The sequence below is a fragment of the Dankookia rubra genome, from assembly GCF_004355005.1.
Lineage (GTDB): Bacteria > Pseudomonadota > Alphaproteobacteria > Acetobacterales > Acetobacteraceae > Paracraurococcus > Paracraurococcus ruber_A.
Genome location: NZ_SMSJ01000124.1, coordinates 1 through 12,325, shown reverse-complemented (window position 1 = coordinate 12,325; position 12,325 = coordinate 1). Strand labels below are relative to the sequence as shown.

The 12,325-nt window shown below is 66.7% G+C and carries 11 protein-coding genes and 1 pseudogene; 1 reads left to right on the top strand and 11 read right to left on the bottom strand.

Annotated elements, in window-relative coordinates:
* Positions 1-111: 111 nt before the first annotated feature.
* Positions 112-515 (bottom strand): annotated as a pseudogene (locus tag E2C06_RS32795) (transposase); the annotation flags it as partial.
* A 72-nt stretch (positions 516-587) separates the two neighbouring features.
* On the opposite strand from E2C06_RS32795, the gene E2C06_RS32790 reads away from it, so the two are divergent.
* Positions 588-914: a hypothetical protein gene (locus E2C06_RS32790; protein ID WP_133292769.1), complete on the top strand. Its 327-nt coding sequence runs from the start codon at positions 588-590 to the stop codon at positions 912-914.
* Between the two features lie 3 nt (positions 915-917).
* On the opposite strand, the gene E2C06_RS32785 is transcribed toward E2C06_RS32790, so the two are convergent.
* The 10 genes from E2C06_RS32785 to E2C06_RS32735 all read right to left on the bottom strand — a co-directional run.
* Positions 918-1,859: an antibiotic biosynthesis monooxygenase gene (locus tag E2C06_RS32785; protein WP_133292768.1), complete on the bottom strand. Its 942-nt coding sequence runs from the start codon at positions 1,857-1,859 to the stop codon at positions 918-920.
* A complete protein-coding gene (locus E2C06_RS32780) occupies positions 1,856-4,570 on the bottom strand; it encodes a molybdopterin-dependent oxidoreductase (RefSeq protein ID WP_133292767.1) in 2,715 nt (904 codons plus the stop codon). The genes E2C06_RS32785 and E2C06_RS32780 overlap by 4 nt, the downstream gene beginning before the upstream one ends.
* Positions 4,567-5,391, bottom strand: a complete 825-nt coding sequence (locus E2C06_RS32775) for an FAD binding domain-containing protein (protein WP_133292766.1) — start codon at positions 5,389-5,391, stop codon at positions 4,567-4,569. Before E2C06_RS32775 ends, E2C06_RS32780 begins: the two co-directional genes overlap by 4 nt.
* Before the next feature lie 12 nt (positions 5,392-5,403).
* Positions 5,404-6,408, bottom strand: coding sequence for a hypothetical protein (locus E2C06_RS32770; RefSeq protein WP_206664800.1), 1,005 nt, complete (start codon positions 6,406-6,408; stop codon positions 5,404-5,406).
* A 471-nt stretch (positions 6,409-6,879) separates the two neighbouring features.
* Positions 6,880-8,274 carry an amidase gene (locus E2C06_RS32765; protein ID WP_165982816.1) on the bottom strand — a complete coding sequence of 465 codons (1,395 nt, stop codon included), beginning with the start codon at positions 8,272-8,274 and terminating at the stop codon, positions 6,880-6,882.
* 53 nt (positions 8,275-8,327) lie between these two features.
* On the bottom strand, positions 8,328-8,516 hold the full coding sequence (locus tag E2C06_RS32760; RefSeq protein WP_133292764.1) for a hypothetical protein: 189 nt from the start codon (positions 8,514-8,516) through the stop codon (positions 8,328-8,330).
* 44 nt (positions 8,517-8,560) lie between these two features.
* Positions 8,561-9,208 (bottom strand): cysteine hydrolase family protein, encoded by a 648-nt coding sequence (locus E2C06_RS32755; protein WP_133292763.1) that lies wholly within the window; start codon positions 9,206-9,208, stop codon positions 8,561-8,563.
* Positions 9,209-9,442: 234 nt separating this feature from the next.
* The gene (locus tag E2C06_RS32745; protein WP_165982815.1) at positions 9,443-9,910 is read right to left on the bottom strand and encodes a hypothetical protein; all 468 of its coding nucleotides are present in this window, start codon (positions 9,908-9,910) and stop codon (positions 9,443-9,445) included.
* A 117-nt stretch (positions 9,911-10,027) separates the two neighbouring features.
* Positions 10,028-11,035, bottom strand: a complete 1,008-nt coding sequence (locus E2C06_RS32740; RefSeq protein WP_206664799.1) for a tripartite tricarboxylate transporter substrate binding protein — start codon at positions 11,033-11,035, stop codon at positions 10,028-10,030.
* Positions 11,036-11,076: 41 nt separating this feature from the next.
* A partial coding sequence (locus tag E2C06_RS32735; RefSeq protein ID WP_165982814.1) for an acetate--CoA ligase family protein occupies positions 11,077-12,325 on the bottom strand: 1,249 nt, incomplete at its 5' end.

Below are 12,325 nucleotides of genomic sequence, written 5' to 3'. Positions count from 1 at the left end.
ATCGCCGACCATCCCGTCAGCCGTGTCGCCGAGCTTCTGCCATGGAACCTGCCAAGCGACGCAGACGCCGCGGCAACCTGACGGTCGATCGCCGCGTCACCGGACGCTTACAGAACGGCCAAGCGCCTCACCTGCGCTCCGCTGCGCCGGAGTGTCGGCTTTTTGGCCGCCCCCGCCGCCTTCTGGTGGGCGCGGATCGAGGTGCCATCGAGGAAGGCCATGCCGAGTTCGACGCCGCGTGCCTGCGCCACGGCGAGCAGTCGCTCCCACACGCCAAGGCGCGACCAGCGAATGAAGGTCTGCGCCGCCATCCACCACGGCCCGAACGCCTCAGGCACGGCGCGCCACTTCGCCCCGTTCGTGTGCCGCCAGATGATCGCCGAGATCGTCCGCCGCAGGTTGCTCGGCGGGACCTTCGCGTGCGGGCGGCACGCCTCCACCAGCGGCTCCAGCACCGCCCATTGCTCATCCGTGAGAACCACTGCCGCCCCTTCACAAAGGCGGCCCAACGCCATCAACGCCGCAGCGTTCAGGCGCTAACGGGGCCTAGCCCGGCTATCGACAGAGAGGGCGACAGGGCAGGGAACATGCCGGGCAGCGTGAGACGAGAGCACGAAGTCGAACGGCTACAGGCCATTCGCCTGCACTACAATATCAACACCCATCTCGAGGACCACGGCCTCGTCGCGCCGGCGGCGATCAGCGCCGCCACCAACCTGCTCCCAACCCAAGCAGTACGGCTGCTGACGCGCCGGCACTGGCGCGAGGGCAATGTCGAGGCGCTGCAAGCCATCGCTGACTATCTCGGTTTCATGGTCCGATTGGACGATCTCGGCTGGTCCGACATAGTGTCAACCAAAACCGGTGCGGCACCGCCGCGCCGGGTCGGCTCTCCAGTGAGGCGGTGTGGCTGATCTTCAGGGCAAGTGTGTAAAGACGAAAATCATCAAGCCGTAGAGCGCCAGCAGGAGCGCGACGCCCAAAAAGGTGGGGCGCACCCGGACAGGGCTAAGCCACCAGTCGAAACGCTTGCTCGTCCAAGGTACCAAGCTGTTCAACAGCAATACGCTGGCGACATTGCCGAGAAAGAGCGCAACTGGAAAGGGCAGCCCCAGGCGCCCCATCAGCCACGGCGCCTGCACGAAGCTGCCGAAGAGGAAGACCACCGGGTAGAGCAGCAGCAGGACAATCATGTTCTGCTTCCAAGCCGGAACTGCGCCGACTGCGGTGCGGCCAGAGTCGAACCAGTGCTGGAAACCGGTCCGGGCGATGCGGGTGTGGAATTCCTGGGTGAAACCCTCCGCCTCGGTCAGCAGTCTGGCCCGTTCGGGTGAGGCGAGCCAGGCCTTGAGATCGGCCTCGGTGGCGAAGGTGACGATGGCCAACCAGTCCTCCTGCAGCCCCGGGATCGGCGGCTCCAATCGATAGCCCTGAAAGCCCGGCGCCCGCGCCTGGGCCGCCGCCATCCGGCGTTCCCAGGCGCGAAAGGCGGCCTCTTGGCCTGACTTCACCTGGGTCGAGACGACTAGGGAAACCGGGGTGGGCGGTGCCTCTACTGCCTCGCCGGCGACAAGATGAACATCGTCCCGCCCCAAGATCAGCGGCTGCGCCTCGGCCAGCCGTTCGGACCGGAGCGGGGAGTGCAGCCAGGCGACGGCCGTATCGCGGTCGGCGAAATGCTGCAGGATGACCCAATCTACCTGGGTCGGTGGATGCGGCGGGATCACGGCTTGGCGGAGGAAGCCGGGAACACCGGCGATGGCCTCGCTCATTCGCCGCTGCCACTCGGCGAATTCCGCCATGCGATCGGGCAGGGGCGTGGTCTGGGTGACGATCGTCGTGCCTCCCGACCCGTTCATTGAGCGGCGCCGAGGCCAGCGAAAATGCGGTCCGGCGTCAGCGGCAACTCGGCGAAGCGAGTGCCGACCGCATTGGCCAGCGCATTGGCCACCGCTGGCGCCACCGGGTTGATAGCGCATTCGCCCTGCGACTTGGCGCCGAGCGGGCCGATGCTGTCGTAGGTGTCCGCGAATAGCACCTCAGTACGCGGAACGTCGGCAAAGGCGGGAATGTGGTAGTTGCGGAACGCCGCATTCACCACATGCCCATCCGCTGAATGCACCATATGCTCGGTCAACGCCCAGCCGAGACCCATGGCCACCGCGCCGTCGATCTGTCCACGGCATTGGAGCGGGTTGATCGGCCGACCGATATCCGCCGCATGCACGCTGCGCAGGATGCGGATTTCGCCGGTAACGCGGTGCACGGCGAGGCGGATACCCTGGACGTTGAATGCGACGGTGCGCGGCGAGAGGTAGGCCTTTCGCTTCACCTGGAAGCGGTGGCCAGCATCCGTGCCAGCGGCGTGGAGGGCGGCGAGCGTGATCCGCATCTCGCCGTTTCGCGCCACCCCAGCCTCAAGCCTCCAGCCGGCGGCGGCCATGCCGGTATGCCGAGCTGCGAAGCCCAGGATGTTCTCCCGGAGACCCTGCGCGGCGAGGTTCACCGCCTGCCCGGCTACCACCGTACCGGTGCTGGCAAAGGTTCCGGTATCGTAGGGCGTGCGGTCGGTATCGGCGTTGATGAGCGCCATATCGGCCATCCGGGCGCCGAGTTGCGCCGCGGCGATCTGCCCATGGGCGGTGACCGAACCGTTGCCCATTTCGGTCGAGCCGACGGCGAGTTGGAAGCGGCCATCCGGCAGCAGTGCCATCTCGACGCCGGAGCGGTGCTCAGTGGGCGGCCCGCATTCAAGCATCGCCATGGCAAAGCCTGTGCCTATAGCCCAATCAGCGCCCTCGGGCGCCAGAAGCCCTGAGCCGTCGGCCAGCTTGCGCTCGACCATGTCGAGGCATTGGTCGAGCCCGTAGCTGCCGAAGCCAACATCGGAGACATCCTTCCAGACGCTCTCGATCCAGTCCTCCGGCCCGATCATGTTCATCCGTCGCAAGGCGAAAGGGTCGATGCCGAGCGCCTGCGCGAGCTCGTCCATCGCGCATTCAATGGCAAAGGTGGACTGAGAGGCACCATAGCCGCGGAAGCCACCGGCCGGGATCATGTTGGTGTAGACCGCGAAACCCTCGGCCTTCTTGTTGGCACAGCGGTAGAGGCTCATCGGGCTGGCCAGTGCTGCAGCGAGGGTTTCGCTGGCATGGCCGCCGTAGGCACCGGTATTGGAGACGACGCGGATCTCGATGGCTGTCAGCCTGCCGTCCCGCCGGGCGCCAAGCTTCACTCGCGTTGTCATCTGGTGCCGGGTGGTCGCGGCGACGAACTGATCGGCGCGGGTGAATTCCAGCTTCACCGGGCGGCCGGTCTTCAGCACAGCCAGCACCACAAGGTCCTCGGTAATCATCTCCTGCTTACCGCCAAAGCCACCGCCGACCCGCTCGGTGAACACGTGCAAGTCCCGCGCCCGAAGGCCAAAAAGGTGGACCAGCTTCTGGTGAGTTATGAAGGGTGCCTGCGTACTGGTGCGGACATGCACTCGCCCCTCAGCATCGCGCCAAGCGATGGAGCCGTGCGTCTCGAGATGAGCGTGCTGTACGCGGGAGGTGGAGTAAGTTCGCTCGTGCAGCAGATCAGCCTCGGCGAAGCCAGTAGCCACGCTGCCAACTTCACCCGCGATATCGGCATAGATGTTACCACTTCGCTCGCCGCCCTTATGGTGCAGCACCGGCGCGTCAGGCGACATCGCCGCCTCTGGGTCGAAGACCGCAGGCAACAGCTCGTATTCGACCTGGAGGACACGACAGCCGGCCTCAGCGGCGGCCTCGGTCTCCGCCACAACGGCAGCGACGCGCTGCCCGGCGAAGCGCATGATATTGTCGAGGATATAGGTGTCGTCTGGATCAACGAGATGATCCTCATGCGTCGCGGTGCTGTAGAGGCGCCGCGGCACGTCCTCCCAGGTGAAGACCTCGACCACGCCGGATACCGCCAGCGCCGCGCCTCGGTCGATGCCGACAATGCGGGCATGGGCATGCGGCGAGCGTAGCACCTTCAGGTGCAGCAGTCCTTTCAGTGCTCCCTCTGGCGCGACATCCATGGTGTAGCAGGCATGGCCGGTGATTATGCTGGTGCTGAAGGGGTTAGCGAGGCAGGCGCCCCCAGCCTCCCCAGCGACATCCGGCTGCACGGAGCCGACACCATCCATCGCATCCTGGATTGCGCGGTAGCCAGTGCAGCGGCAAAGATTGCCCTTCAGCGCCCGTGGTAGGTCCGCCCGCTGCTCCTCATCGAGCGCGGCGGCAGTCATGATCATACCAGCGGCGCAAAAGCCGCATTGAAAGGCTTGAGCGTCATGAAAGGCCTGCTGCATCGAGTGCAGTCCGCCCTCGGCCGGCGCCAGACCCTGAATGGTCGTAACCGCGTGCCCTGCGGCTCGGAAGGCGGGTACCAAGCAGGAATGCACCGGCGTCCCGTCGAGCCATACGGTGCAGGCGCCGCAATCCCCCGCATCGCAGCCCTTCTTGACCCCAAAGACACCCTGGTCGCGGATGAAGGTACGTAGGCACTGCCCGGGCCGAGGCGTGGCGGCGATGGGCTTGCCGTCGATCGTGCAGCTCATGCGCCCGCTCCCAGCTCCTGCCGGATCTGCTCGGCGAAATGATAGGTGAGGTGACGCTTGTAGGCCGGCGTGCCGTTCACGTCGTCAAAGAAGCCGTCATCTGAGACGCTGCTACGGATTGTCGCGCGCAGCCCTTCGGCATCTGGCATGGCGGGGAAGTACAACCGCACTGGGCGCGGCGTCGCCGCGGTGATGGTGAGGGTGAGGTCGTCCGCCCCAGGCGACTGGGTACCGATCAGCAACGCGGCGGAGCGGCCGAGATGGGTCAGTGTCATTCGCCGGAAGGCATAACGCTTCGCCAGGGCTGTGGCTGGAATGGCGATGCTCCGCAGCAGCTCGCCGGGTGCCAGAATGTTGCGATGATCCCCGGTGACGAACTCCGCCGCATCGACCACGCGCGGCGTGCCTCCCCGCGGCCAGAGCGTGTAGTGAGCCTCAAGTGCCACGGTAAGCGCGATCAGCGCGCCCGCTGGCAGCGACATGCAGATATTGCCGCCGATAGTCGCCGTGTTCATCACTTTGAAGGAGGCCAGTAGCGAGCGACAGCATTCTCGCAGCAGTGGCCGGGCCAGCCAGGACGCCGGCGGGCTGAATTGGTCGAGCTCGATGATCCGGCAGGTGGCGGCGATCTCGAGCCCCGCCTCGGTCACCGTCAGCGCGGGCCAGTCAAAGCCCGCGAGGTCGACCAGCGTATTGAGCGTCGGCTGTGGCTGGGAGAAGAGCCAGGTGCCACCGCCGAGCCAGGCATGGCCTTGCGGCCAGCCGACAAGCTCGTCCGGGGAGGCGGGCCGCTTCACCGCGGTGATGGTGTGCAGATCCATACGGGCCGCCTCCTAGGGCAGGTCGGCGAGTGAGGCGGGACCTTCGCCGGGCGTGACAAGCGTTGGCCATTGGTGCGAGCCAAAGGGCACCCGTGGTGGCAGGTGCGTCGTCATGCCTTGCGCTTTGGTGATCCGCTCGATGCTTGCACGGGCATCGCCGCCCATCAGCTCGTAATCCATCAGGTAGCGGCTGCCGAAGAAGGTCTCTCCCACCGTGCGGTCGGAGATAATTCGCGTGAGCGCATCCAGCATGTCGGCGGGCGTGGTGGTGAAGGAGATGGTCTCGATCAGCATGAGGCGCGAGTTGATGTCTTGCGGCTCGAAGAACTGCGCCAGAACGCTGAACAGTACGTTGTTCTGTCGGGCTACGTAGATGGTGTTGCTGGCGGCATAGACCTTGGCCCAATCGGTGCCGAGCATGCGCTTCCACTCGGCGAGCACGCTCATCCAATGTGTCACCTGGGTGTCAGCGGCCCACTGGATATTGCGCTTGAGCGCCGCCTTCTGCTTCTCGGCAAAATCCTGCACGGTGGCGAAGGAGACGACCTTCTCGGTCAGGACGCGGTCGATGAAGGCAATATTCTCGCGGATGAGCGCCTGGTTGTTGGCGCGCCATTCGGCCGGCAGGCTGGTCGCCCCGACACTGTCGAGTGCCGCTTGCAGCTTCACTCGGTAGGCGGCAACCGCCGGTTGCCAGGAACGGTCGTCCACCTTGCCGATGTGCGGCCCAACGATCACGCCGAGCGCCATGACGCTGTGCCCGACGGATTTGAGGATCTGGTACCGCTCTGGCACCTGTGGCCCTTCCAACACAGGCTGGCCCGGCCTGTAGAGGATCATGCGGCCGCCAGCGCTCGAGAACAGGCCGAGGATGACCGGATGCTGTGCCAGAATGCTGCCCTGTACAAGCTGGCCAGCGCTGCCATAGAGCTCGAACATGCCCGTGTTCAGCGCGAGCAGGTTCTGAAAGGCCACGCGATCCGGTGCTGGTATTGTCGCACCGGTGATCACGTCCATGTAGGCGGGAAGGCTGGGCTGAGCTAGAGCTTCCGGTGATGTACAAAGCGCGGTTAAACAACTCGCCGCCATAAGGGCACGGCGAAATCTGGCCAAGCTGATTGTTGGCATCGAACCTTGACCCCGCTCTTTTATAACACACCAAGCGCGGAGCAAGGTAGGACACACACTTCGCCGCACCGAAACGAGGGGTGCACTCTTTTCTTTACCTACTTATGTCTGAGCAGGCTTTCATCGCTGCCGGCCAAAGCTGGCCAGCAACGGGCCCCATCCTACACCGTCCATCGTGCCGAGTGTCGGTTTGACCCGCCGAACCGCGTTGGAGATATCGTACATCGGAGAGGGCTGGCTGCGAATGTTGTACCTTGTGCCACTCCAGACCCGTATTCGCCGCATAAGGCGCGGTTATGAAAGCGCCGCTTGCTTGTGCGCAGGGCCATGGTTGCACTCACCCTGAGTCGCTCGCCCTTCTCAAGGCTGATCTCGCACGCCGCCGGTTGAAGAGCTGCGTGGTGCATGTCCTAGTTGCTGCTGGGCCATGGACGGGCGTTGGTCCCGCCATGAATGTGCCTGCTCGTAGGCGTGCGCCGCCCGGAGCAACGTGGCCTCGTCGAATGGCCGTGCGATCAGCTGCATAGCGATCGGCAGCCCACCCGCACCGAAGCCGGTGCAGACCGACATGGACGGGAAGCCGGTCAGGGCAGCCGGGGTAGTCAGCGCGGGGCGCTCGAAGAAGGCCCACTTCGACAGTCCGGTGCTCAGCGGCGCCTCGCCGGCCTGCGACGCATTGACCAGCAGGTGGAGGTCCGCCATTGCCCCGACCATCTCCAGGCACAACTCGCGCCGGCGGCGCAGCGCCTGCATGTAGTCCCGGGCGCGGATCAGCCCACCCAGGGATGCGCGGTCGCGGAAGATCTCGCCGTACTCGCCTCGCCGCATCTTCAGCCAGGGCTCATGGATCGCGTAGGCCTCGGCCATCAGGATCACGAAGGTGCAGGCGCTATAGATCTCGAGCGGCGAGAGCCTCACCTCGTGCACCTCCGCGCCCTCGCGTGCGAACCACGCCAGCGCGTCCTCGATCCCCTTCCGGGTGGCCTCGCTCGCCGGGTTGTCAGCTTCGAAGAAGTGCCGCACCACCCCGACCCGTAGGCCCCGTACGCCCCGTTCAAAATCGGCTCGGAAGTCTGGCACGGGCTCGCGGCTGCTAGCCGGATCCGACGGGTCACGCCCCGCCATGGCCTGCAGCAGGACGGCACAGTCCTCCGCCGTCCACGCCATCGGACCGGCGTGGTCGAGCGTGAAGGCCAGCGGTAGGACCCCGGTGCGGCTCACCCGCCCATAGGTCGGTTTGACACCGGTGATTCCGCAGAGCGCCGCGGGGCCATTGATCGAGCCGGCGGTCTCCGTACCCGTGCCGCCCAGGACCAATCCAGCCGCGACGGCCGCGGCGGTGCCGCTCGACGACCCGGCCGTGGTGCGCTCCAGGTCCCAGGGGTTGTTCGGTTGCGGCCAGGGCAGGTCGAAGGAGTGTCCGCCCATGGCGAACTCATGCGCGGCCAGCTTACCGAGCAGCACGGTACCGGCCTCGGCAAGACGCGCGACCACCGTTGCGTCCCGAGCCGGCACGTTGTCGGCCAACAGGCGGGAGTGCCCGGTGGTGCGGATGCCCGCGGTGTCAAAGAGGTCTTTGTGAGCGATCGGGATGCCGTCCAGCGGCCCCCTCGGGCCGTCGCGCATGATGCGCGTCTCCGCAGCGCGCGCATCTGCCACGGCACGCTCCTCGGTGACGAGTAGGAAGCTGTGCAGGCCGGGGTCGATGCGAGCAATGCGGTCAAGGCAGGCGCGCGTCAGCTCGACCGGCGACACGCGGCGTGCGGCGATCTCACGCGCAGCCTCGGCGATGGTAGGGACTGGGCACATCACCGCTGGTCCGGGGTGAAGGTCAGGGCGGGCTCCGCCTCAAGCGTCGCCGGCGCGCCGAGCACGGCGATCAAGCGAAGCATGTGGCGGTAGCCTTCGAGCAGCGAGGGCAGCTGCTCGGGGGGAACCCGCATCCCGCTTTCGGCGAGCATGGCGGCGAAGCGCACCTCGTCGGAGGGAAAGTCCATGGCCGTCACTCCTCTGGTGCGAGCGGAGGTCGCCTCGGACCGGACTATTCGGCCGCACGTGCCTCACTGCGGACAATCCGCTGCTTCATGTCGACCACGGACATCACGTGGCCTGTCGAAGCCGCTAGAATGACCAGAGTGGCACGGTGTACTTCGGCATTGGGCATCGGGCCGAACCCCAGGTCCGGATAGTCGCGGGTCGCCGTGGCGTCGGACAAAAATGCTACGCGGTAATTGCGGAACATCGCATCCCGTGCGGTGGCTTGACAGCAGTTCTCCGTCGTCGTGCCGGAAATGATCACGGTCTCGACGCCCCATTGGCGCAGGATCATGTCGAGATCGGTGCCGAAGAATGCGCTGTAGCGGTGTTTCTTGATGATGTGTTCGCCCGGCTGCGGCGTGAGTTCTGGATAGATTTCGGTACCTGGCGTCCCATCCAACAGCACGGTCCGGCCAGCAATGTTCGTCCGGTGTGGGCCGAGATCGCTGCCGTCGTGCCGATGCACATGCGCGGTGTAGATGACTTTAATGCCGTAGTCTCGGCAGGCTTGCAGGGCTTCCGCGAGCTTCGGCACCATGGCGCGGGCCGCTGCTGATTCCAGGGGAGCGCCTTGCGCGACAAAATCGTTTTGCATATCCACGACAATCATCGCTGATTTCGCGGGATCAATCCTTTCGATCTGCCTCGACATGATAGACCTTTCTGGTTCCTCGCAGTCGCATCATCGCAGCGTATACGGTCGATCTCGTCGCGATCAACTGCCACCAAGCGCTAGCGAACCAGCCGCTTCTTTCAGATACTGCGCGCCGTCAGGCACGGCTGCTAGCATGGTTAGCCATAGCGGTCGCGTTCTCTATCGTGCCGCAGTGCTTCAGGTAGGTGGTGATGCCGGTCGCGCGCAAAGTTTGGTTGCGGCGCCGCTAGATCATGGCTTCTCGTCCTTCGCCTCGCTCAGCACCTTCGCCTTGTGCTCCTCGACGAGCACAAGGATGCGCTTAAGGTCCTCAGGCGTGCGCGCCTCGGCGTCGGTGTCGCCGAACTTCACGCGCACCTTTCGCCCGGCCCGGCCCTGCAGCCACCCGACCAGCACGACGCCCAGCGCTGGGACGACCACCTGCGCGAGCGGGACCAAGAAATCTCCGACCGACGGCACGGCGCCTTCGGTTTCGTAGTGCTGCAGTGGGGCGCCCGTGCGGCGGGCGGCCTCCAAGAACTCGGCATCGAACTCGTCATCCCTCCGGGCGGGCTTAGCGAGCTGCGCACGCAGCTTCTCGCGCGTAGCGAGATCGTCAGTCTTTTGGAGGCTCTCCTGGTAGAGTCGACGCATACCCGGCGAGAGCGTCGCGTCCAGCTCCTCTCTTGACCACGCTCCGTCCTCGAGCTCGAGCCGCATGGTTGTCCCCACGCTCGTCATGCTGCCCTCCCCGCGCAAGATGAAGTCCACTATCACACATCAATGTGCCGGTAGGCTACGCGCCGCCGGGGAAGAGCGAGCGCGCAGAGGCACCACTTACTCGGCGGTGATGTTGGCCCGCTGCACCACCTCCCGCCAGCGGGCCTCCTCGGTACGGACATACTCCACCAGTTGTGCCGGTGGCCCGCCGACGGTGGTCAGGCCTTCCTCAGCGACCTGACGCTGGAAGGTTTCCGTGCGGATGGCCTGGTTGGCTGCGACGTTCAGCCGGTCGATTGTCTCGGGTGGTGTGCCGGCCGGAGCGTAGAGGCCGTACCAGCCTTCCGAGGCATAACCCGGCACGCCCGCCTCGGTGACCGTCGGCACACCGGGGAAGGCCGCCGAACGCTCGGCCGAGGTCACGGCAATGGCCCGCAAGCGGCCACCTGAGGTCGCGCTGGCGACCGTCGCCGCGGTGGCGAACAGCATATCCACCCGGCCGGCCAGCAGGTCGGTCAGAGCCGGCCCGCTGCCCCGATACGGCACATGGGTCAGCTCGACCTGTGCCAGGTGTGCGAACAGCGCGCCGGCCAAATGGGCGGAGGTCGCGTTGCCAAAGGAGGCATAGGTGATGGCTCCCGGATCCTTCCGCGCCGCGGCCAGCAGGTCGGCGACGCTGCCGATGCGCCCCGCCGCGTTCACCAGCAGCACGTTGGGCGACCGACCGATCAGCGTCACCGGCGCGAAGGCCGCGTTGCCGGCATAGGGCAGCTTCGGTTGGACGGCGGGTGCCACGGCGAAGGCGAAGGACGCGAGCAGCAGCGTGTAGCCATCCGGCGGGCTCTTCGCCACGACGTCGTTGCCGATGATCGTGCCGGCGCCCGGTTTGTTGTCGACGATCACCGGCTGACCGAGCTCGCGCGCCATGCCTTCGCTCATGACCCGAGCGATGATGTCGGTGCCGCCACCCGGAGCGAAGGGCACGATGATCCGCACCGGGCGGTCGGGATAGGCGGCGCGGGCACGGCCGGGCAGCACCGCGCCGAGCGCGAGGGCCAGGGCCGGCAACTGCCGGCGGGACAGCATGGTCCGGGGCGCCGACAGGCGGAAAACAGGGTGGGTCACGGGGCAGTTTCCTTTGTTCTTGCTTGTCGTTGGTGGTGGCCTCAGGCGAGGATGGCCAGACCGTCCACCGCCCGCACACCCTGACTCTCGGGCAAAACAAAGACCGGATTGATCTCCGCCTCCACCAGCCGGTCGCCGAGCGTCTCCGCCATGGCGGCAAAGCCGAGGATGGCATCGACCAGCGCGGCCACATCGCAGCGCGGCGCGCCGCGGAAGCCATTCAGCAGCGGCCAGGTCTTGAGTTCACGCAGCATCGCCTCGGCATCAGCGCGGCCGAGCGGCAGCAGGCGGATGGCGGTATCCTGGAACAGCTCCGCCGCCACCCCGCCCATGCCCAGCAGGATGGCCGGGCCGAGCTGCGGGTCGCGGTGGAAGCCGAGGATCATCTCGGCGCTGCCCGTGACCAGCTCCTGCACCAGGAAGCCCTCGGGCGCCGGCGCGCCGGCGCGCCGCAGGCTGTCGAGCATAGCAGCGCAGGCGGCCGGGATATCCGCCGCCGCCACGCCGACCCGCACGCCGCCGACGTCGCTCTTGTGGGCGATCGCGCGCGACAGGACCTTCAGCACCACCCGGCCGCCCAGCGCCTCGGCAGCCGCCTGCGCAGCGGCGGCATCCAGCGCGACGATCTCGCGGGTGACAGGCACGCCGAAGCGGGCGAACAGCGCTTTGCTCTCCGCCTCGTTCAGCGGGCCGCTGGGCAGCGACGGCAGCGCGATATCGGTTGCGGTGGTAACCGACACGGGCTCGGGCACCGGCCGGGACTGCAGCGCCGCCAGCACGGTGGCGCAGGCCTCCGGCGCGGCGAAGGCCGGGATGCCGCGCTGATTTAATAGTCGGACGATGTGCGGCGCGTGCGGGCTGACATAGGCCAGCACCGGCTTGTCGCTGCGCGCCTGGCATTCCACCACGGCATCGGCCACCAGGTCGGGCTGGGCCAGCGCCGAGGAACCGACGATGGTGACCAGCGCGTCGTAGCTGGGGCTGTCCAGCAAAGCATTGATCGCGGTGCGGAACAGCGCCGGCTGCAGCCCGGCCAGCGTCACGTCGATCGGGTTGCGGTCGGCGGCGGCCTGGCCACCCGCCTGCACCGCCGCCAGCCTGGCGATGGTCGCGGCATCCGGCGGCGGCACCTCGAAGCCGGCCAAGCCGCAGGCATCGGCGACCAGCGTGCCGGCGCCACCGGTCGAGGTCAGGATTGCTACCCGCCGGCCGGCGGCACGCCGGCCGCAGGCCAAGGCGCCGGGGATGTCGAGCAAGTCGGCGAAGGTCTCGGCGCGGATGACGCCGAGC